General features: G+C 65.7%; 17 protein-coding genes. 5 read left to right on the top strand and 12 right to left on the bottom strand.

Annotated features, from left to right (window positions below; translation table 11 throughout):
* Positions 1 to 233 precede the first annotated feature (233 nt).
* The 4 genes from ACQR07_RS23320 to ACQR07_RS23305 form a co-directional block, all read right to left on the bottom strand.
* On the bottom strand, positions 234 to 467 hold the full coding sequence (locus tag ACQR07_RS23320) for a DUF6894 family protein (protein ID WP_434868502.1): 234 nt from the start codon (positions 465 to 467) through the stop codon (positions 234 to 236).
* Between the two features lie 179 nt (positions 468 to 646).
* The gene (locus ACQR07_RS23315) at positions 647 to 1,261 is read right to left on the bottom strand and encodes a hypothetical protein (RefSeq protein ID WP_434904472.1); all 615 of its coding nucleotides are present in this window, start codon (positions 1,259 to 1,261) and stop codon (positions 647 to 649) included.
* A 113-nt stretch (positions 1,262 to 1,374) separates the two neighbouring features.
* Positions 1,375 to 2,361 (bottom strand): acrylyl-CoA reductase (NADPH), encoded by a 987-nt coding sequence (acuI, locus tag ACQR07_RS23310; RefSeq protein ID WP_434904471.1) that lies wholly within the window; start codon positions 2,359 to 2,361, stop codon positions 1,375 to 1,377.
* A gap of 64 nt (positions 2,362 to 2,425) precedes the next feature.
* A complete protein-coding gene (locus ACQR07_RS23305; protein WP_434904470.1) occupies positions 2,426 to 3,673 on the bottom strand; it encodes an MFS transporter in 1,248 nt (415 codons plus the stop codon).
* A 357-nt stretch (positions 3,674 to 4,030) separates the two neighbouring features.
* Between ACQR07_RS23305 and ACQR07_RS23300 the strand changes: the two genes are divergently transcribed.
* From ACQR07_RS23300 to ACQR07_RS23290, 3 genes are all read left to right on the top strand, one after another.
* Complete coding sequence (locus ACQR07_RS23300) at positions 4,031 to 5,629, top strand: L-aspartate oxidase (RefSeq protein WP_434904469.1); 1,599 nt, start codon at positions 4,031 to 4,033, stop codon at positions 5,627 to 5,629.
* 576 nt (positions 5,630 to 6,205) lie between these two features.
* A complete protein-coding gene (locus ACQR07_RS23295; protein WP_434904468.1) occupies positions 6,206 to 7,003 on the top strand; it encodes a hypothetical protein in 798 nt (265 codons plus the stop codon).
* 80 nt (positions 7,004 to 7,083) lie between these two features.
* Positions 7,084 to 9,465 (top strand): ABC transporter substrate-binding protein, encoded by a 2,382-nt coding sequence (locus ACQR07_RS23290; RefSeq protein WP_434904588.1) that lies wholly within the window; start codon positions 7,084 to 7,086, stop codon positions 9,463 to 9,465.
* Positions 9,466 to 9,553: 88 nt separating this feature from the next.
* Here the strand turns inward: ACQR07_RS23290 and ACQR07_RS23285 are convergent, their stop codons facing one another.
* Entirely contained in the window at positions 9,554 to 11,038 is a 1,485-nt protein-coding gene (locus ACQR07_RS23285; RefSeq protein WP_434904467.1) for a cell wall hydrolase, read from the bottom strand.
* Between the two features lie 156 nt (positions 11,039 to 11,194).
* Here ACQR07_RS23285 and ACQR07_RS23280 point away from each other — a divergent pair, with 156 nt between their 5' ends.
* On the top strand, positions 11,195 to 11,380 hold the full coding sequence (locus tag ACQR07_RS23280) for a hypothetical protein (RefSeq protein ID WP_434904466.1): 186 nt from the start codon (positions 11,195 to 11,197) through the stop codon (positions 11,378 to 11,380).
* Positions 11,381 to 11,759: 379 nt separating this feature from the next.
* Here the strand turns inward: ACQR07_RS23280 and ppdK are convergent, their stop codons facing one another.
* On the bottom strand, positions 11,760 to 14,708 hold the full coding sequence (gene ppdK, locus ACQR07_RS23275; RefSeq protein ID WP_434904465.1) for a pyruvate, phosphate dikinase: 2,949 nt from the start codon (positions 14,706 to 14,708) through the stop codon (positions 11,760 to 11,762).
* Positions 14,709 to 14,820: 112 nt separating this feature from the next.
* Complete coding sequence (locus ACQR07_RS23270) at positions 14,821 to 14,976, bottom strand: DUF3096 domain-containing protein (RefSeq protein ID WP_434868509.1); 156 nt, start codon at positions 14,974 to 14,976, stop codon at positions 14,821 to 14,823.
* A 238-nt stretch (positions 14,977 to 15,214) separates the two neighbouring features.
* Between ACQR07_RS23270 and ACQR07_RS23265 the strand changes: the two genes are divergently transcribed.
* On the top strand, positions 15,215 to 15,565 hold the full coding sequence (locus tag ACQR07_RS23265) for a DUF1236 domain-containing protein (RefSeq protein ID WP_434904464.1): 351 nt from the start codon (positions 15,215 to 15,217) through the stop codon (positions 15,563 to 15,565).
* Positions 15,566 to 15,829: 264 nt separating this feature from the next.
* Here the strand turns inward: ACQR07_RS23265 and ACQR07_RS23260 are convergent, their stop codons facing one another.
* The 5 genes from ACQR07_RS23260 to ACQR07_RS23240 form a co-directional block, all read right to left on the bottom strand.
* Positions 15,830 to 16,423 carry a class I SAM-dependent methyltransferase gene (locus ACQR07_RS23260; RefSeq protein WP_434904463.1) on the bottom strand — a complete coding sequence of 198 codons (594 nt, stop codon included), beginning with the start codon at positions 16,421 to 16,423 and terminating at the stop codon, positions 15,830 to 15,832.
* 2 nt (positions 16,424 to 16,425) lie between these two features.
* Positions 16,426 to 18,531 (bottom strand): glycine--tRNA ligase subunit beta, encoded by a 2,106-nt coding sequence (gene glyS, locus ACQR07_RS23255; RefSeq protein WP_434904462.1) that lies wholly within the window; start codon positions 18,529 to 18,531, stop codon positions 16,426 to 16,428.
* A gap of 128 nt (positions 18,532 to 18,659) precedes the next feature.
* The gene (locus tag ACQR07_RS23250; RefSeq protein WP_434904461.1) at positions 18,660 to 18,905 is read right to left on the bottom strand and encodes a CDGSH iron-sulfur domain-containing protein; all 246 of its coding nucleotides are present in this window, start codon (positions 18,903 to 18,905) and stop codon (positions 18,660 to 18,662) included.
* Positions 18,902 to 19,834, bottom strand: coding sequence for a glycine--tRNA ligase subunit alpha (locus tag ACQR07_RS23245; RefSeq protein WP_434904460.1), 933 nt, complete (start codon positions 19,832 to 19,834; stop codon positions 18,902 to 18,904). Before ACQR07_RS23245 ends, ACQR07_RS23250 begins: the two co-directional genes overlap by 4 nt.
* Positions 19,835 to 19,961: 127 nt before the next feature.
* On the bottom strand, positions 19,962 to 20,153 hold the full coding sequence (locus tag ACQR07_RS23240; protein WP_434904587.1) for a hypothetical protein: 192 nt from the start codon (positions 20,151 to 20,153) through the stop codon (positions 19,962 to 19,964).
* Positions 20,154 to 20,229 lie beyond the last annotated feature (76 nt).

The raw sequence follows: 20,229 nt of genomic DNA, 5'->3' as shown, positions 1-20,229 counted from the left end.
GGAGCGCTACTGGGGCGCTTCGTCTTGGCGGTGGCCCTGCAGGAGACCGCATCGGTGCTCCCCGCCGATCGCCCGGCGCAGCTTCGGGCGAACTCGTTCCCTACTAGGGGTTGCGGCGGTCGCGACGCTCCCCGCCAACAAGAACCCCTGATCGCGCTTCGATCTCGAGCGAATGCCCGAGCAACCCTGCGGCCGAACGAAACCCGTCCAGGCCGCACTCTCGATCCGCCCGCTCAGCTGACGGCTTCCGACACCAGGCGGATCCGGAACACCGGCTGCTTGGCTTCGTCGAGCAGTTCCATCTGCCACTCTGTCCCCTGTTGAAGAGTGCGCGAGATGCCCCCGATGAGATCGGAACAGACGGCAGTCAGCTCATCCCAGGCAGATTCCTTGTTGGCGAACTCATACGGCTGATCAGCCGCGCCGGAATAACGGCCCTGGCTGATGCGGAAGAAGTACAGCGACATTATCGACCCTTTCTAGTGGGCCACCCCCCTGGGTCGCAAACTGCATCGTGAGTCGCTACCGAGGCATGAATTTGAGATGCCGTACGATTACGGCGCAATGACCACTAGCGTGCGCTGGGCACGGAAAATACTGATCTATGTTAATCTGGAACTTGTTTTGATGATCGGTGAACTAACAACTAATCGGTCGAGCGACGCAATTCCGGCGCGGCATCCGTCTTCGCGCTTTCGGACTTGCTGCTGTCGCTCTTCGCGGATTCCGTGCGAACCGGCTCCACCTTGCTGCGTTCCACCCGCGGCGTCTCCACCCGGGCCGCCACCTCCGTCTGCGCCGGATCGACGGCCATCACTGCAGCGCGTGCGGTGCGCGGCCGGGCCACCGTGCGGGCCATCAGCATCGTGGCGCCGCCTTGGTGCTGGAAGTCGCAATAGGCAAACGAGCCGAGGCCCGAGACCGAGCCACGGAAGCTGCGGTCGTCCTTCTTGTCGAGATTGAAGCAGGGCTCGAACGGCATGCCCTTGATCGAGGCGCAAACATTCTGGCCGCGAATCTGCAGCGTATTGCCGGGCAGACGAATATGACGAACCGGCCCGGAACCGTTGAATTGCACCGCGCCGGTCGCGCCCATGTCATCGAGAAGCCGGCCCGCGCCGCGGGTGCCGTCAACACAGGTGAACGCGAACACCTTGCCAGCGACGAATTTGCGCGCCTCGTCGGCCGTCATCGATCCGGCAATCGCGGGAGCGACGACCGCGCCCGCCGTCAGAGTCCCCAACAAAAAACGCCCGAGCATGTATCAAACTCCACTTAACCCCACGCAGCGGGTAAGGCGGTATCTTTACCCCATGCTTACCATACCAACCATGGCAACAATGGAGCATCATGGTTTGAAAAGTCTGAAGATCCTCAGGATATTCTTACCACCGTGCGGCCGCGGACCTGGCCGGCGAGGATCTGCGGACCCAGTGACGCTACCTGGTCCAAAGCGATTTCGTGAGTGATTTCAGACAGTTTTGCGCGATCCAAATCGGTCGCCAGACGCGCCCAGGCGGCCTTGCGGGCGGGCAGCGGGCACATCACGGAATCAATGCCGAGCAGGCTCACGCCGCGCAAAATGAACGGTGCGACCGATGACGGCAAATCCATGCCGGCAGCAAGGCCGCAGGCCGCGATCGCGCCACCATATTTCGCCATGGCCAGCAGGTTGGCGAGCGTGTTGGAGCCGACGCTGTCGATGCCGCCCGCCCAGCGCTCCTTGGCCAGCGGCTTGGCCGGCGCGGACAGCTCGTTGCGGTCGATGACCTCGGCGGCCCCGAGCGACTTGAGATAATCTGCCTCGGCGAGGCGTCCGGTCGAGGCGATCACGTGGTAGCCGAGCTTGGCGAGCACGGCGGTCGCCACCGAGCCGACGCCACCGGCCGCGCCGGTCACCACCACCGGGCCGCTGGCCGGCGTCACGCCGTGCTTCTCCAAGGCGAGCACCGCCAGCATGGCCGTGAAGCCGGCCGTGCCGATCGCCATCGCGTCACGGGCCGACAGCCCCTGGGGCAGGCCCACCAGCCAGTCGCCCTTGACCCGTGCCTTCTCGGCGTAGGCGCCGAGATGGGTCTCGCCCATGCCCCAGCCGGTGCAGATCACGGCGTCGCCGGGCTTCCAGTGCGGGTGGCTCGACTGCTCGACCGTGCCGGCGAAATCGATGCCCGCGATCATCGGAAAGCGCCGGACCACCGGCGCCTTGCCAGTGAGCGCCAGCCCGTCCTTGTAGTTCAGGTCGGACCACTCGACCTTCACCGTGACGTCGCCGTCCATCAGCTCGGCCTCGTCGAACTGCGTCAGGGCAGCAACGGTTCCCTTGTCGGCCTTGTCGATCCGGATCGCCTTGAACGTTCCCACAGCGGCACTCCCTGCGCTCTCTTCGATTGAGCCCATGTTTAGCCGATCGGGTCGGCCACGCAACTCAGGTGGCGGGCACGGCGCGTGCCACCGGCTTCTCGACGATCGGCAGATTGATCAGCGCCGACAATACGCCGAACAGGATCGAGAGCCACCAGATCGGCGTGTACGAGCCGTAGCGCTCGAACACGATGCCGCCGAGCCAGACGCCGAGGAAGCCGCCGACCTGATGGCTGACGAAGGCGAAGCCATAGAGCGTGGCGAGCCAGCGGGTGCCGAACATGATCGCGACCAGCGACGAGGTCGGCGGCACGGTCGAGAGCCAGGCCAGCCCCGATACCGCGCCGAACGCGATCGCGGTCGCCGACGTCACCGGGAAGGAGATGAAGGCCAGCGTCGCCAGCGCGCGGGTGAAGTAGATGAACGACAGGATGTAGCGCTTCGGCAGCCGGCTCTGCAGCCAGCCGACGCTGAGCGAGCCGATGATGTTGAACAGGCCGATCACCGCGATCACCCAGCCGCCGGTCTGCGCCGACAGGCCGCGGTCGACCAGGAACGCCGGCAGATGCACGGTGATGAAGGCGAGCTGGAAGCCGCAGGTGAAGAAGCCCAGCACCAGCAGCACGTAGGAGCGGTGGCCGAACGCCTCCATCAGCGCCGTCGTGAACGACTGCTGTTCGGCCTCGGTCGGCTTGGCCTCACTCGCCGGCGGCGTTGCGACCGCGAGTGACAGCGGCACGATGAACAGCATCAGCGTCGCAAACACCATCAACGCGCTCTGCCAGCCGAACTGATCGATCAGCGCGACGCCGAACGGCGCAAACAGGAACTGGCCGAGCGAGCCGGCCGCCGTGCCGGCGCCGAGCGCCAGGCCGCGCCGCTCCGGCGGCAGCAGCTTGCTGAAGGCCGACAGGATGAGATTGAACGAACAGCCGGACAGGCCGAAGCCGACCAGCACGCCGGCACCGATGTCGAGCTGCAGCGGTGTCGCCGCGTAGCGCATCATCAACAGCCCGCCGGCATAGAGCAGCGCGCCGACGCAGATCACGCGCATGACACCGAAGCGGTCGGCGATGGCGCCGGCAAGCGGCTGGCCGAGACCCCAGAGCAGGTTCTGCACCGCGACCGCCAGCGCGAACACGTCGCGGCCCCAGGCGAATTCGCGGCTCATGGGCTGAACGAAGAAGCCGAGGCTGGAGCGCGGCCCGAAACTGAGCAGCGCAATGGCGCAGCCGCAGACGATGATGACGAGCGGCGTGCGCCAGTTCGCAGCGCGGGAGGCTGCGCCGAGATCACCCGACTGTATCGACATCCATGCTCCTCCCTGCGCGCCGCCCGGCTCGGCAGCGCGACAGGATTAATGCATTTGCATTGAACGCCCAAGCTTCAAATGCGGAACTCAGCCATGAAAATATCGATGCCGCTGCGCTCGCCGCTTGGAACCTGCCGACGGAGGTCCAATCGAAGGAACTTACGAATGTGGCCCATTGCGCCGGTCGACTCATCCTGTCGCGCGAGTGAAGAGTTACGTTTCACCTCTTGCGCGAATGACATTCAGAACGGCCGCGATTTGTCGCCAAACAACGCTAAACAGCGAAGGATGTCTCTGAAGAAGAACTAACTGGTTACGAGGTACCACTTCCACTCGGACGTTGGAATTGGGCAGCACATGGACCACGAGCAGATCGAGACTTCAGGCGATGTCGTCATTATCGGCGCCGGAATCGCAGGCCTGTTCTGCGCGCTCAAGCTCGCACCTCGACCGGTCACGCTGATCTCCGCGACAGCTCTCGGCGAGACATCGTTCGGGACGACGATGCAGGCGGATATCGCGTCCGCGGTCGCGGCCGGTGACAGCCCGGATGCGCACGCGGCCGACATGATCGCCGCGGGTGCGGGCCTGGTGGATTCCAAGGCTGCAGTCGATCTCGCCCGTGACGCCGCAGCGCGGATCGAGGATCTGCTGCATCTCGGCGTGGCGTTCGATCGCGATCACAAGGGCGACCTGGCGACGTCTCGCGCTGCGGCTCATTCCGCCCGGCGTATCCTCAGCGTGAAAGGCGATTTCACCGGACAGGCGATCATCGCGGCGCTGGCCGCCGCGGTCCGCGCGGCGCCCTCCATTCGCGTGATCGAGAACCATGTCGCCGATGCTCTGCTCACCGAGCACCGTGTGGTGCGCGGGCTGAAGCTGCGCCGCATCGACAGCAGCGCTGCGCCGCCTGTACTGATTCCAGCAAACAGCGTGGTCCTGGCGACCGGCGGCCTCGGCCACCTGTTCGCCGTGACGACCAATCCATCCCACGCCAACGGCGTTGGCCTCGCGATCGCCGCGCGCGCCGGCGCCATCATCGCCGACCCCGAGTTCGTGCAGTTTCACCCGACCGCGATGATGGCCGGGTCCGATCCTGCGCCCGTGGTCAGCGAAAGTCTGCGCGGCGCCGGCGCTGTTCTCGTCAATCGGCGCGGCCAGCGCTTCATGCTGCCGCGGCATCCGCTGGTGGATCTCGCCCCGCGCGACACGGTCGCCCGCGGCATCATCGCCGAGATAACAGCCGGCCGCGGCGCCTTCCTCGACGCGCGCGAGGTGCTCGACGATGATGTCGCGGAGCGCTATCCGATGCTGCACCGGGCCTGCGTCGCCGCGGGCCTGGATCCGACACGGCAACCGATTCCAGTGGCGCCGGCGGCGCATTTCCACATGGGCGGCATCGCGGTCGATCACCATGGCCGCAGTTCCATCGACGGACTCTGGGCTGCCGGCGAGGTCGCCGCCACCGGGACCGATGGCGCCAACCACATCGCCGGAAATGCGATGCTCGCTGCCTTGGTGTTCGCCCAGCGCATCGCCGATGACATCTCCGGCCGGACCGCGACGGCTTCGCCCGGTTTGCGCGACGTCGCCTTCGCTGAGCCATGCGGCACGGACTCGACAGTGACGGAGGCAGGTCTGCGTGAGATCATGACCAGCCATGTCGGCGTGATCCGCGACGAGGAACGGCTGGCCGAAGCCGTCGCGATCATCGCAAGGCTCGAACGGGACGCCGCCGATCCGACCCTGCGCAACATGGCGAGCGCAGCGCTTCTGGTCGCCACCGCGGCCTGGAGCCGGCGCGAGAGCCGCGGCGCGCATTGCCGCGCCGATTGCCCGGCGGAAAATCCGAGCTTTGCGCAGCGGACCATGACCACGCTGGCCGCGGCGCGTGAGACTGCCGACGAGATCGCCGCGCGTCCGTCGGCCCACCCCGCGCGGTCACTCAGCGCATAGCGGCGGCTCGCCTTCGGCGGGTCATGCAGAATCGAATGGTCGCTCGCAATCCTTGCAGAGACAGCGCCATTCGTTGTTGTCGCCTTGGCCGGCAAATTTGGACAGGTGCGAGCTGATTAGTACGCGCCCTCCTTATCGCAAAGCTCGTCCTTTGCGTGCGGTCGTCGAACAATTTAACTATGCCGACCCGTGAGCGCGCCGAGCTCATTGCTCCTGCACGCGATTAGTTCGCAATTGGCCGCCTCGACTACGCCACGATTACCTCCATCGTGGCTTGCAAGCGTGTTCGACAGGCACCGCCGCACCATCCCGCGTCGTGGACCCGCCGGCGGCATTTACCAGCATCAGCTAAATGGCTGGACAGGTGCATAAGGGATTCGGCACAAGCGACAGAACCGAACAAACAAGAATAAAACACAGCGAAAATTGCGGTGTCCAGGTAGTGCATATCTGTCCGTGTCGACCCGGGGGATCGCAGGAGTAGTCGAGATGAGTTCTGTATTGCGCAGTGGCGGATCGCGGATCGCTGCGGATGTTACGCAAGGCGGACGTTGGCCCTCGGCAAAACCTGCCTCCATGTCCGACATCCTCGCGAACGCATCGCTGGATCCGGATGCGGACACCGATCTTCCCGATCTCCCCGAGGCATGGCGGCGCAACGCCTCGGCGGTCAAACCTGCAGCAACGCCATTGCTGCCGGTGCAGGTGGACCGATCTCGGCAATTGGCGTCGCTCGATCCAGTCGTGATGCCCTCGCCACCGCCCGAACGGCTCGAGCTCAGCGCCGTCTTCCGGCTCGGCGCCGCGGTGGCCGTGCTGTCGTGCATCGCCTTCATTGCCATCCGCGTCATGCAGGCTCCACAAACAGACACGGCTGCGAGGTCGGGAACCGCCGCTGCATCGTCCTATCGAAATATCGGCTTGACGGACAAATTGAAGCTCGATGACGGCCCGGCCGCGGCGAACGCGAACGCACCGGCGGGGTCGATCGTGGCGTCGATCCCGGCCGTCAAGCCGGCTGCGAGCGGACGCGAGACCCCGCAGTCCAGTCCGCCCAAGGCGTCTCGGATGATCGCGACGGCAAGCCCGGCCCCCGTGGCCGCGGCCGCGCTGAGCAAGGACGAGATCAGCGAAATGCTGGCGCGCGGACGCGATCTGATCGGCGCAGGCGACGTTGCAAGTGCACGTCTGATTTTGGCGCTCGTCGCGGAAGGCGACGCCGAAGCATCGCTGATGCTGGCCGGGACCTACGATCCCGCGGTGCTGTCGAAAGTCAAAGCGGTCGGCGTCGCCCCCGATCTGACGACGGCCCGCGCCTGGTACACGAGAGCTGCCGAACTCGGATCAGCCGAGGCCCGGCGGCACCTCGAGTGACCACGTTCCGAGATCAAGTGATCATGTCGCGCGGGCGACGCATGTCCCCGCAAGTGTTGTGTTGCGTGATGAGGTTCATGATGGGAATGTTCGATCATCTGTTTCGGCGGGCCCGATCGTCGGTGCTGCCAAGTCTGCGGATGCCCGGCGCGCCGCACTTTCCGATCCTTGCGTTGGCTCTCGTAGTTGCCGCCGTGCCGGGCCTGGCGCGTGCCGCCGAGGGCGAGATCCGGATCGGCAATACGACACCCTATAGCGGGCCGCTGGCAGCCTACGGCAGCGTCGGCAAGGTGATATCAGCCTATTTCCAGAAGGTGAATGCGGAAGGAGGCATCAGGGGCCGCAAGATCACCTACATCTCCTATGACGATGGCTTCAATCCGCAGAAGACGGTCGAGCTGACGCGGCGGCTGGTGGAGGATGACAAGGTCGACGTCGTCTTCGCGAGCGTGGGAACGGCGACCAGCCTGGCGGTGCGGCCCTATCTCAACGCAAACAAGATCCCGCAACTGTTCGTCGGTTCCGGCGCATCGATCTGGGATCAGCCTCGCGAGTATCCCTGGACCATGGGAGCGCAACCCAGCTACCAGATCGAAGCCCACATCCACGCGCAATATCTGCTCGAGCAGCATCCAGACGGCGCGCGCATCGGCGTGCTCTATCAGGACGATGAGTTCGGCAAGGACTATCTGAAGGGCCTGAAGGACGGGCTGGGCGGCAAGCTGTCCATCGTCGCCGAAGCGGGCTACGCGGTCACCGATACCAACGTCAATCAGCAGATTGCCAAGCTCAAGGCCGCCGGCGCCGACATCCTCATCGACGTCAGCACCCCGAAATTCACGGTGCTCGCGATCCGCCGCCTCGCCGAGATCGGCTGGAAGCCCGAGCACATCATCCCCACGGTCTCGGATTCGGTTGCCGCCGTGCTGCAGCCTGCAGGGGTGCAGAATGCGGAAGGAATTCTCTCCGCCACCATCCTTTACGAGGGCGGCGAGCAGAGCGGCGGTCCCGGCTTTGCCGAGTGGTCCGCGTTCATGGACCGCTACGCGCCTGAGGTCAGCAAGAACAACAGCCTCGGCATCGTGGGCTATGCGCTCGCCAACCTGATGGTTGCAGTGCTGCGCAATTGCGGCGACGACTTCTCCCGCGACAACATCATGAAGCAGGCCCGCTCGCTGAAGGGGATCCAGCTTCCGATGCTGATTCCCGGCATCGTCGCCAGCACCAGCGCCAGCGACCATGCGCCGATCGAGCAGATGCAGATGAAGCGCTTCGCCGGCGGCCGCTGGGAGCGGTTCGGGCCGGTGCGCAGCGGCATCGACCCGGGCACGGTCAGCGATTCCTTCAAGGCGATCTTCCGCTATGCCTCGGCCAAGCGCGATCTCGCCACCCAGCTCAACGCCAATACGGTGAGCCTGATGACCGGCTCCTATGGCAGCACCTATTCGCAGATGGGCGCCGACGTCGCCTCGGTCCTCAATGACGGCCTCAACCTGCGGATCATGCCGGTGCTCGGCAGCGGCTCGGTTCAGGCGGTGTCCGACATCCTGATGCTCAAGGGCGTCGACGTGGGGATCGTGCGCAAGGACACGTTGTCGTATCTCGAGCGCAAGGACTTCGCGAGCAACATCCGCAATCAGCTCGTCTACGTCACCAAGATGTTCAACGAGGAAATGCACGTGCTGGCGCCGCGGTCGATCCGCACCATGCGGGACCTCGACGGCAAGACCGTTGCCGTCGACCTGCCGGATGGCAGCACCTTCGTGACCGCGATCAACGTGTTCGAGCGGCTCGAGATCAAGCCGCATCTGCTCTATATCGAGCCGCGCATCGCGCTCGAGATGCTGCGCAAGGGCGAGATCGACGCGATCATCACGGTGGACGGCAAGCCGGTGCCCTGGCTCAGCCAGATCACGGATGCCGACCTGCATCTCGTTCCCGTCGGCTACGAAAAGCCGTTGCGCGACGACTACCTGCCGTCGCGGCTCACCGCGGACGACTACCCCAATCTGATCTCCAAGTCCGAGCCGGTGGACACCATCGCCGCGGAGGCCGTGCTGGCGTCGTATAATTGGCAGCCGGGAAGCGACCGCTATCGCCGGCTGTCGCTGCTGGTCGAATCGCTGTTCTCGCGCATGGCGCAGCTGCAGCGGCCGCCCTTCCATCCGAAGTGGCGCGAGATGGCGCCGCGTGCGCCGGTCGCCGGCTGGACCCGCTTCCGCACCGCGCAGGAATGGCTCGATCGGGCAACCCGGACGTCGGAGGCCGCTCCGGCCGCCGCTGGCGTCGCGAAGCCGGCCGCGCCCGCCGCCGTCGGTGCGGCCAAGCCGGTTGCGGCGACAGCCGCCCTGCCCTCTGCGCGCGTTCCCGCCGCCGCGAAGCGGCCGGGCGCGACGCCGCCCGCACCGGCTCAGCAGACCGAGCTGTACCGCCGCTTCATGGAGTGGAATGCGCGCCCCTGATCTACGCCCTCCCCGGCATCGACGTCCTCATCGCCCTCCTCAGGCACGTGGACGTCGGTCGACCGGCCGGGAAGCCTGGACCTGGATCTCAGCGCCGGGTCCAGTTCGGATTGATCTCGGCCTCGCTCTTGGCGGCCTCGGCCAGTTCGGCCGAGATGGCCGCCGTCTGCTGCGGCGTGCCCCAGCTCGGCGCGTCGCTGCCGTCGCCCCACCGCTTCGGCCGGTAGAACGTATGGACGCCGAACTTGTACATGCGCTTCATTTCGGCGACCCAGGACGGACGTACCCAATAGGCATGATAGTGCGTCGACTTGCCGACCTCGGGCAGCCAGATCTCGCCGTCGAGCATCGCCTTGGCGATCTTTTTGGCGCGATCCCACATCTCGGGCTCGCGGATGACATCAGCATTGTTGTCGCAGGCGAAGGTGAACTGGCAGGCGAAGTGGCGGTACTTGTTCTGGTAGACGACGCCGCACACCGTGGTCGGATAGTAGCCGGAGAACGCGCGGTTCAGCACCACCTGGGCGACCGCGATCTGGCCGCGCACCGCCTCGCCGCGTGATTCGAAATACACCGCCTCCGCGAGGCACTTCTCGGACTTGAAGCGGACCTTGTCGTCGGCGAGACCGAGGCGCTCGGCCGGCGTTCTCGCCCGCTGATTGTCGGTGTTCACCTCGCCCTTCGGCGCGATGCTCTCGCCGCCGTCGCCGGCCTTGCCGATGTCGTCGGCCGGCGATGACAGCACGGCCATCGGCTTGAGGTCCGGATCCGGCATCACGATCAGCGGCGCCTCGCCCGGTTGCCAATTTTCCATCGTTCCGGCGGCACCGCCGAGCGACGCCGTGCCGAAATAGAGATTGGCGGTCTTGACGTTGAGGCCGTCATAGCTGACGGGCGCATCGGTCGCCGTCGGATCGGCGCCCGGCTTGAGCTCGCCCGAGGGCTGGATCTCGGGCTTCGTCGCGTCGTACTGCGCGAGCGGCGGGGCGCTCAGCGCTTCCTGCAATTCGGGGTCGAGGGCGGCACGTGGCGGCGGCGCTTCGGCCGGCGCCTCCGTGGTCTTGGTTCCGAACACCGACGAATTCGAATTGGGTTGTGTCGGAGCGGCCGGGGCCGGCTCGACCGGCGCCGGAGCGGGCTCGGCCGATTCGGTCGGGGCCGTCGAAGGCGTAGGCGAGGCCGGCGGACGCACGACGAGGCGATCGCCTTTCAGCGTGCGGTCGACGGTGGGAAAATCGGATGCCTGGTAGCGTGGCGCGACCTGCAGCGCCGGATTGCGCGGCGTCGATCCGGTGATGTCGACATCGCCGTCGTCGAGGCTTGCACGGCGAAGGCTCACGGCCCGCGGCGCCGACGTTCCGATCGGACGGCCGAAGCTGTAGGTGGCGAGCTGGATGGAGGCGCCGGCGGAGAACACGCGCTTCTGCCAGCGCTCGGCGACGCCCGGCTGGCGGGCGAGCAGAGAGGCGATGTCTTGATATCCGGTCTCTGTCGGCATCAGAGCGAAGACGCAGAGACCGAGTCCGAAGGACGCAAGACGCGCGCCCTTCGGACCGGGACGCAGAACTAACATCGATACGCTCAACGCAACGCTACGCTACTCACACGACCGAACGACAGTGCTTCCGTGCAATTCGATCTGTCACGTTCGTAACGGGTTTAGGTTGCTGAGGAGTTAACCCGCGTTGCACGATCGAAACACGCAAGCAGCGAGGTTGCAGAGCGCAGCGTGATCGAGATGCGTGGTAAACAGCGCACCGACGAGAGTGGTGAACATTCGGTCAACGAACGCGGTGAAATGATTTTTTCGAAGCGTGGAGAGATCGAAGCGCCGGTGCGAGATGTTCGTAAGTGGAACATTCGTAAGTTAGCATTGGGCAGCAGAATCGACCGACGAGATGCTGAGGAGAGTTGAATGCTTGCGGCGCTGACGGCGCAGCGCGCTCGGTGCACCTCTCCCCGCTCTTATGCGGGGAGAGGTCGGATTGCGCAGCAATCCGGGTGAGGGGCATGGCACGCGCGGAGTCCAGAACTCAAATCCATCGGACGGGCACGGCAACTCTACGTCGATGTGAACGACCTCTCAAAATAGCACTTCCCGTGCGTCTGCCCCTCACCCCAACCCCTCTCCCCGTGAAGAACGGGGAGAGGGAGCGCACCGTGCGTGCGGCACGCGTCCGCGTCATCTAGCTAAATTCACGCACGCACATCGCGACGAACGATGATGACCAACAACGAAAAAGGCCGGCAACATGTGCCGGCCTTCATTCAATTCACGTCGATCAGCATAGCAATCACGCCTGGCTGGCGATCTCCTTGCCGAGCGCGGATTGCGCGGCGGCGAGGCGGGCGATCGGCACGCGGTAGGGCGAGCACGAGACGTAGTTCATGCCGACCTTGTGGCAGAACGCGACCGAGGCCGGGTCGCCGCCATGCTCGCCGCAGATGCCGACCTTGAGGTTCGGCCGCGTGGCGCGGCCGCGCTCGACGCCGATCTTGACCAGCTCGCCGACGCCCTCGCGATCGAGCGAGATGAACGGATCGATCTCGAGGATGCCCTTCGAGACGTAGGCGCCGAGGAAGCTGCCGGCGTCGTCGCGGCTGATGCCGTAGGTCGTCTGCGTCAGGTCGTTGGTGCCGAACGAGAAGAACTCGGCGGCCTCGGCGATCTGCCCGGCCATCAGCACGGCGCGCGGCAGCTCGATCATGGTGCCGACCTGGTACTCCAGCTTGGCGCCGGTCTCGCGGATCACCGCCTGCGCCATCGCGTCGATGCGCGCCTTGACCAGGTCGAACTCGGCCTTGGTCGCGATCAGCGGCACCATGACCTCGAGGCCGACGGCCTCGCCGGTGCGCTTCTCGGCCTCGACCGCCGCCTCGAAGATCGCGCGCGCCTGCATCTCGGCGATCTCCGGATATGCGATCGCCAGACGGCAGCCGCGGAAGCCGAGCATCGGGTTGAACTCCGACAGCTCGCGGGCGCGGTCGGCCAGCCGGCGCGGATCGGTGTTCATTGCGCGCGCGACTTCCTCGACCTCGGCCTGGGTGTGCGGCAGGAACTCGTGCAGCGGCGGGTCGAGCAGACGGATCGTGACCGGCAGGCCCTTCATGATCTCGAACAGCTCGACGAAGTCGGCACGCTGCATCGGCAGCAGTTTCGACAGCGCGGCGCGGCGCTCCTGCTCTTCTTCCGAGAGGATCATCTCACGCACCGTGCGGATGCGAGTCTCCTCGAAGAACATGTGCTCGGTGCGGCACAGGCCGATGCCCTCGGCGCCGAACTTGATCGCGGTGCGCGCATCCTCCGGGGTGTCGGCATTGACGCGCACGCCGGTCTCGCGCACGGCGTCCGCCCAGCCCATCAGGGTGCCGAACTCGCCGGACAGCTCCGGCTCGATCATCGGCATGCGGCCCGCCAGCACCTGGCCGACCGAGCCGTCGATGGTGATGACGTCGCCGGTCTTGAAGGTGCGGCCGCCGATGCTCATCGTGCCCCGGCCGTAGTCGACGCGGATGGTGCCGCAGCCGGAGACGCAGGGCTTGCCCATGCCGCGCGCGACCACCGCCGCATGCGAGGTCATGCCGCCGCGGGTGGTGAGAATGCCTTCCGCGGCGTGCATGCCGTGGATGTCCTCCGGCGAGGTCTCGATGCGGACCAGGATGACCTTGCGGCCGTCAGCCTGCAGCTTGGTGGCCTCATCCGACGAGAACACGATCTCTCCGGACGCTGCGCCCGGCGAGGCCGGCAGGCCGGTGGCGACCACGTCGCGCTTGGCGGAGGGATCGATGGTCGGATGCAAGAGCTGATCGAGCGAGGCCGGATCGACGCGGAGCACGGCGTCGTTCTGCGAGATCAGGCCCTCATGGGCGAGCTCGACGGCGATGCGCAGCGCCGCCTTGGCGGTGCGCTTGCCGCTGCGGGTCTGCAGCATCCACAGCTTGCCGCGCTCGACCGTGAACTCCATGTCCTGCATGTCGCGGTAGTGCTTCTCGAGCAGCGTGTAGATGCGGGTCAGCTCGTGGAACGCCTCGGGCATCGCGCTTTCCATCGACGCCTTGTCGGAGCCGGACTCGATCCGGGCGTCCTCGGTGATATCCTGCGGCGTGCGGATGCCGGCGACGACGTCCTCGCCCTGGGCGTTGATCAGGAACTCGCCGTACAGCTTGCTCTCGCCGGTCGAGGGATTGCGGGTGAAGGCGACGCCGGTGGCCGAAGTGTCGCCCATGTTGCCGAACACCATGGCCTGGACGTTGACGGCGGTGCCCCAGGACTCCGGAATGTCGTGCAGCTTGCGATAGGTCACCGCGCGCGCATTCATCCAGGATGAGAACACGGCGCCGATTGCGCCCCACAGCTGGTCATGCGGATCCTGCGGGAAATCCTTGCCGGTCTCGTGGGCTACCGCTTCCTTGTACTTGCCGACCAGCATCTCCCAATCCTCGGACGAGAGATCGGTGTCGAGCTGATAGCCCTGCGTATCCTTGAAGCTGTCGAGGATGTCCTCGAAATGATGGTGCTCGAAGCCGAGCACGACATCCGAATACATCGTGATGAAGCGGCGATAGCTGTCGAAGGCGAAGCGGCGGTCGCCGGACAGCGAGGCCAGCGCCTCGACGGTCTGGTCGTTGAGGCCGAGGTTGAGCACGGTGTCCATCATGCCCGGCATCGAGGCGCGGCCGCCGGAACGCACCGACACCAGCAGCGGGTTTTCCGGATCGCCGAATGTCTTGCCGGTCAGCTTGCCGATATACTCGAGCGCCTTGTCGACCTGCGAGCGCAGCTCCTTGGGATAGGTCTTGTCGTTGGCGTAGAAGTAGGTGCAGACCGAGGTCGGGATGGTGAAGCCCGGAGGCACCGGCAGGCCCAGATTGGCCATCTCGGCGAGGTTGGCGCCCTTGCCGCCGAGCAGGTCGCGCAGGCCGGCCTTGCCCTCGGCCTTGCCGTCACCAAACGTATAGACCCACTTGTTCGGCTTGATGGCGGTGACCGAACCTTTGGCCGCACTCTTGGCGACAGGCTTTGCCGCCTTCGCGGCCGGCTTTGCAACGCTTTTGGCGGCCGTTTTGGCCGGCTTCTTCGGAGCGGTTTTCACTGGCGCCTTCGGCGCCGCCTTTGCAGCCGACTTCGGCGCCGTCTTCAGCGCCTTGCGCGGCGGAGCGAGCGGAGCGGCCTTGGCCTTGCCCGACTTGGAAGGCTTTGATTTCGCTGCAACTTTCTTAGACTTCGCTACCGCTTTGGCCATGAGATGGTTCGATCCGCAAATGGGAGGAGAAATCGCGCGCCTTACACCACTTTGGGCGCTGCAGCGCAAGCACAGAGGTTCCCGACCTTGGGACTAGCCGCCCCCCGGAAGGCTAGAAATGAAGCCACTTCAGCAGGCCCATACCAATCAGGCCGTTCAGGATCAGGAAGATCGCGACGATGTAAATCAGCAGGCGAGGCATGATCAGGATGAGCACGCCGGCGATCACGGACATGATCGGCGAAATGTGGGCAACGGTCAGGTGCATCGGCGGACTCTGAATGGATTGAAAGACGAGAGAGGGGCGATTCGAGTGGGCCGGACTTTATCCCGGCTCATCGTGGCGGAATAGGAGACGCACGGCACGGGTTCCGGTTCCCCAGGCGCAGCGCTGCCGCGAAAATGCCTCGGGTTCCCCGGGGAACGATGGCTTCGAGCCGGCATTGCGAGCCAGGTGCCGGCGCATGCCGGTCGTCTCTTGAGATCAACAGCAGGGAGCTCCGCTCATGCGCAACCAACTCACCCTTGCAGCTCTCGCTGCCGCCCTCATCATTCCCGCGGCTGCGCAAGCGCAGTCCACCACCATCGGCACTGGCCGCAGCGTCGTGGTCGAGGAGGATGCTCCGGTTATCACCGTGGAGCGCCGTCCGGAATTCCGCGAGTACGTCGTTCAGGTGCGTGTTCCCAACTATGTGATCCGCGATCGCGTAGTTGTGGGGACCGTGCTGCCCGAACAGGGTGTTACCTATTACGACGTTCCCGAGCGCTTCGGTGCGACACCTTATCGCTACACGGTGGTGAACGGCGAAACTGTTCTGGTCGAACCGCGATCGCGGCGGGATCATTCAGGTGGTTGAGTAGTTATCGAGCTGCATTTGGTCGCCAACGCCCCCGCAAGCGGCCAGATGTAAAGGCCCTGCCCGGTTCCCCCCGCCGGGTGGGGCTTACTTTTTTGCTGAGCGCGACGACTGCGTAGGGTGGGCAAAGCGGCCGCCGTCAGGCGGCAGCGTGCCCACCATCGGGCGGCGGCTTCGCGGTGAGACGGTGGGCACGGCGCCACCACGAGCGCACATGGGGAGAGACCACGGCAGCGCCTTTGCCCACCCTACTAGGGCGTGGTGTCAAGCGGCCTTCTTCACCACCATGCGGTGAATGATCTTGCCTGAGGACTCACTGACGACCTGCTCGTCGAGCAGCGTCGTATCTCCCGAAAAGACCGCGCGGATGGCTGCGAGATCGACCACGGCATACAACCGGCCGTGTGCGTCGCGCTGATCGGCGTGCTCCGTGACCCGCCAGCTCAGATACAGGATGCCGCCGGGCTTCGTGATCGCGCGCATCCGCCGCACCGACGGCACGACGTCGCTGCGGTCGAGATGCATCAGCACGGTCTCGCACAGCACATTGTCGAAGCTGGCGTCCGCGATCCCCGGGAGGTCCGGCAACGCGGCCGGTGTGAAGCGGGCGTCCGGATAGCGCCCCCGCGCCTCGTCCAGCAGCGCTTCCGACGCATCGAACCCCTCGGCCGGATAGAAGCTGGCATTGAGCCAGCCGACCTCGCGGCCGCTGCCGCAGCCAATGTCGGCGGTGCGGCCGCCCGCAATGAAGAAGCGCTTGATGATGGCGTGCAGATCGGCCGGCGCCGGCTGCGCATGCCAGTCGGCCGCGAACGCCGCCGCCTCACGGTCGTAAGCGGCGAGCGTCGGCCGATCCACGATCAGCCCTCGATCTTGGAGAAGTCGGCGACAGCCCGAGTTGCGCTGCGGATCTCGTTCAACAGCTTGAGCCGGTTCTCGCGGATCGCCGCGTCGTCGTCGTTGACCTTCACCTTGTCGAAGAACGCGTCGACCGCCGGACGCAGCTTGGCCATCGCGCGCATCGCCGCGGCAAAGTCCTCCTTGGCGACGGCAGCGCCCGCTTCCGCGGCCACTTCGCCGATCGCCTTGGCCAGCGCCTTCTCCTCGTCGAGCTTGTACAGCGCAACGTCGGGCGCACCGTCGAACTTGCGCTTGTCCTTCTTCTCCTCGATGGCGAGGATGTTGGAGGCGCGTTTGGTGCCGGCGAGCAGGTTCTTGCCGTCGTCGCTGTCGAGGAATTTGCCGAGCGCCTCGACGCGGCGGACGACCATCAGGAGATCATCCTGACCGCCGAGCGCGAACACGGCATCGACGAGGTCGTGCCGGGCGCCCTGCTCACGCAGTTGCACCTTCAGACGGTCGGCGAAGAAGGAGAGCAGATCGGCTGTGAGCTTGTCCGGCTCATGCGCGCTCTTTACCTGCAAGCCGACCAAGGCAGAGGCGGCGACCTTCAACAGTGACAGGCGCAGCGCGTTCTCGGTGATCAGCCTGATCACACCAAGCGCCGCGCGGCGCAGCGCATACGGATCCTTCGACCCCGTCGGCTTCTCGTCGATCGCCCAGAAGCCGACCAGCGTATCGAGCTTGTCAGCCAGCGCCACGGCGACCGCGACCTTGTCGGTCGGCACGCGATCGCCGGGCCCCTGCGGCTTGTAGTGCTCCTCGCAAGCAGCGGCGACAGACGCGTCCTCGCCCTGGGCCAGCGCGTAGTACTTGCCCATCAGGCCCTGCACTTCCGGAAACTCCCCGACGACCTCGGTCAACAGGTCGGCCTTGGCGAGCTTCGCCGCGCGCGCGGTCTTCGCGGCGTCGGCGCCGACCAGCGGCGCGATCTCGGCAGCAAGCTTCTCGATCCGCGCGATGCGCGCGGCTTGCGTCCCCAGCTTCTCGTGGAACACGATCTGCTCGAACTTCGGCAGCCGGTCCTCGAGCCTCGTCTTGAGGTCCGTCTCATAGAAGAACTTCGCATCCGACAGCCGCGCGCGGATGACCCGCTCGTTGCCGGCGATGATGGTCTTGCCGCCGTCGGTGGCCTCGATGTTCGCGGTCAGGATGAATTTCGGTGCCAGCCCGCCCGTCTTGGGGTCGCGCACCACGAAGCATTTCTGGTTGTTGCGGATGGTGGCGCGGATCACCTCGCCGGGGACCTTCAGGTAGTCAGGATCGAACGAGCCCATCAGCACGACCGGCCATTCGACGAGGCCTGCGACCTCGTCCAGCAGCACCTGATCCTCGACCAGCTCATAGCCTTGCGCGAAGGCGAGCTGCTTGGCGTCGGTGACGATGGTGTCCTTGCGGCGCTGCGGGTCGAGCACGACCTTGGCGTCGAGCAGTTTTGCCTCGTAGTCCTCGAAGCGGCGCACCGAGATCGGAGCTGGCGCCAGGAAGCGATGGCCATAGGTGGTCTGCCCGGCCTCGATGCCGTCGACGGCGAAACTGACGACATCGGGTTCCTCGGTTTCGAGACCGAACGTCGCGGTGATCGCGTGCAGCGGCCGCACCCAGTTCAGCGCGCCGGGCTTTTCCGAGCGCTTACCCCAGCGCATCGACTTGGGCCAGGGGAAGGTCCTGACGATGACCGGCAACATCTCGGCGAGCACATCGATGGTGGCGCGACCGGGCTTCTCGATCAGCGCGACGTAGAAATCGCCCTTCTTGGGGTCGCGCTGGATCGTCGCCTCGTCGAGCGAGGACAGGCCGGTGGCCTTCAGAAAGCCCTGGATCGCCGCGTCCGGACCGCCGACGCGCGGGCCCTTGCGCTCGTCCTTCAGATCGGCCTGCCGCGCCGGGATGCCGTGCACGGTCAGCGCCAGCCGGCGCGGCGTCGCGAACGCCTTGGCGCCCTCATAGACGAGGCCTTCGGCGACGAGCTTGTCGGTGACCATGCGGCGCAGATCCTCGGCCGCCTTGGCCTGCATGCGCGCAGGGATTTCTTCGGAGAACAGTTCGAGAAGGAGATCGGGCATTGCAACCGCTCTTGGCGCGACGTTGAGGCGCAAACAGGATGGAGCGACGGCGAGACGGCTCGCCGTCGCTCATGAGAACCGTGAGGGTGAGCTGCGCAGGGATCTCCGGATGAGATCCCGCGGCGGCGTCACGCCGGCAGCTTCGAATGCGCTCCGTCGCACAGCGGCGCATTGGCGGTGCGCTTGCAGGTGCAGAAGAACGCCTTCTTGGTTTCGGGCGCGGTGTACTGCATCGGCGCGAAGCTCGAGCCCGCATGGCTGCCGTCGCAGAACGGCTGCTTGGCGGACTTGCCGCAGGTGCACCACCAATAGTCCTTGCCCGCCTCGACCTCGACAGGAAGCGGTGTCCGGCCGCCGATTGCTGGTTCGCTCATGATGCCCCTCCGGCTTCGGTGTGCAGCCAGGCCTCGCCGCAGGCCTTGGCCAGCTCACGCACGCGCAAAATGTAACTCTGGCGCTCGGTGACGGAGATGACGCCGCGGGCATCGAGCAGGTTGAAGACGTGGCTCGCCTTGATGCACTGGTCGTAGGCCGGCAGCGCCATCAGGTGCTCCTTCCTGTTGCCCTCGCGCCAGCCGGCGTCGAGATACTTCCGACACGCACCTTCAGCCATCTTGAACTGCTCGAACAGCATGTCGGTGTCGGCATGCTCGAAATTGTGCCGCGAGTATTCCTGCTCGGCTTGCAGGAAGACGTCACCATAGGTGACCTTGGCGTCGCCGTCGCGGCCGTTGAAGTTGAGGTCGTAGACGCGGTCGACGCCCTGGACGTACATCGCGAGGCGCTCGAGGCCGTAGGTGAGTTCGCCGGCGACCGGCGCGCATTCGAAGCCCGCGACCTGCTGGAAATAGGTGAACTGCGACACCTCCATGCCGTCGCACCAGCACTCCCAGCCGAGGCCCCAGGCGCCGAGCGTCGGGCTCTCCCAATCGTCCTCGACGAAGCGGATGTCGTGCACGGCGGCGTCGATGCCGATCGCGGCCAGCGACTTCAGGTACAGCTCCTGAAGGTTCGGCGGCGACGGCTTCATGATCACCTGAAACTGGTAGTAGTGCTGCATCCGGTTCGGATTCTCGCCGTAGCGGCCGTCCTTCGGCCGCCGCGACGGCTGCACATAGGCCGCGTTCCACGGCTTCGGCCCGAGCGCGCGCAGGGTCGTCGCCGGATGGAAGGTGCCGGCGCCCATCTCCATGTCGTAGGGCTGCAGGATCACGCAGCCCTGCTCGGCCCAGAACCGTTGCAGGGCCAGGATGAAGCCCTGGAACGAGCGTTCGGGGCGCATGTGCTGAGGCAGCGAGTCCATCGTCGGGTTCGGTCTTTCACGCGGGTCTGAAAAGCGCGCGGACCGTATCGGCGAGGGCACCAGGAATCAAGGCAATAGGGACCAAGTCCAACGGCGGCGATGACCGCCGTTGGACGGCGGGACGCGGTCAGCCCGGCCGGTAGGCGCCCGTGACGGGATCACGGCGCAGGGTCTTGATCTCGGCAGTCTGGGCAGCCTCGGCGACGCGCGACAGCCGCGCCTCCTCGAGCTCCTGGTTGATCCTCTGCGCGGTCTTGTAGACCCAGCGAACCGCGGCAAGCCCGCCCAGCATACCCGCGAAAGCGACGAACGGCGGCATTGGTCGATCCTTGTTCATGAGGAGCCACCCCGATTCGTATTCTCGCCCATCCCGGTTCCCCCCGCAATCCGGATTA

The organism is Bradyrhizobium sp. HKCCYLS20291, from assembly GCF_051167715.1.
In the GTDB taxonomy this organism is placed as follows: domain Bacteria; phylum Pseudomonadota; class Alphaproteobacteria; order Rhizobiales; family Xanthobacteraceae; genus Bradyrhizobium.
This window is presented reverse-complemented; position numbering and strand designations above follow the sequence as displayed.

What these genes read in the sequence shown, in the direction of transcription:
- ACQR07_RS23270 (WP_434868509.1), bottom strand. Translation starts at nt 14,976, where the DNA reads ATGCACCTGACCGTTGCCCACATTTCGCCGATCATGTCCGTGATCGCC.
- ACQR07_RS23285 (WP_434904467.1), bottom strand. Translation starts at nt 11,038, where the DNA reads ATGTTAGTTCTGCGTCCCGGTCCGAAGGGCGCGCGTCTTGCGTCCTTC.
- glyS (WP_434904462.1), bottom strand. Translation starts at nt 18,531, where the DNA reads ATGCCCGATCTCCTTCTCGAACTGTTCTCCGAAGAAATCCCTGCGCGC.
- ACQR07_RS23245 (WP_434904460.1), bottom strand. Translation starts at nt 19,834, where the DNA reads ATGGACTCGCTGCCTCAGCACATGCGCCCCGAACGCTCGTTCCAGGGC.
- ppdK (WP_434904465.1), bottom strand. Translation starts at nt 14,708, where the DNA reads ATGGCCAAAGCGGTAGCGAAGTCTAAGAAAGTTGCAGCGAAATCAAAG.
- ACQR07_RS23295 (WP_434904468.1), top strand. Translation starts at nt 6,206, where the DNA reads ATGTCCGACATCCTCGCGAACGCATCGCTGGATCCGGATGCGGACACC.
- ACQR07_RS23290 (WP_434904588.1), top strand. Translation starts at nt 7,084, where the DNA reads ATGGGAATGTTCGATCATCTGTTTCGGCGGGCCCGATCGTCGGTGCTG.
- ACQR07_RS23315 (WP_434904472.1), bottom strand. Translation starts at nt 1,261, where the DNA reads ATGCTCGGGCGTTTTTTGTTGGGGACTCTGACGGCGGGCGCGGTCGTC.
- ACQR07_RS23300 (WP_434904469.1), top strand. Translation starts at nt 4,031, where the DNA reads ATGGACCACGAGCAGATCGAGACTTCAGGCGATGTCGTCATTATCGGC.
- ACQR07_RS23320 (WP_434868502.1), bottom strand. Translation starts at nt 467, where the DNA reads ATGTCGCTGTACTTCTTCCGCATCAGCCAGGGCCGTTATTCCGGCGCG.
- ACQR07_RS23265 (WP_434904464.1), top strand. Translation starts at nt 15,215, where the DNA reads ATGCGCAACCAACTCACCCTTGCAGCTCTCGCTGCCGCCCTCATCATT.
- ACQR07_RS23305 (WP_434904470.1), bottom strand. Translation starts at nt 3,673, where the DNA reads ATGTCGATACAGTCGGGTGATCTCGGCGCAGCCTCCCGCGCTGCGAAC.
- ACQR07_RS23240 (WP_434904587.1), bottom strand. Translation starts at nt 20,153, where the DNA reads ATGCCGCCGTTCGTCGCTTTCGCGGGTATGCTGGGCGGGCTTGCCGCG.
- ACQR07_RS23250 (WP_434904461.1), bottom strand. Translation starts at nt 18,905, where the DNA reads ATGAGCGAACCAGCAATCGGCGGCCGGACACCGCTTCCTGTCGAGGTC.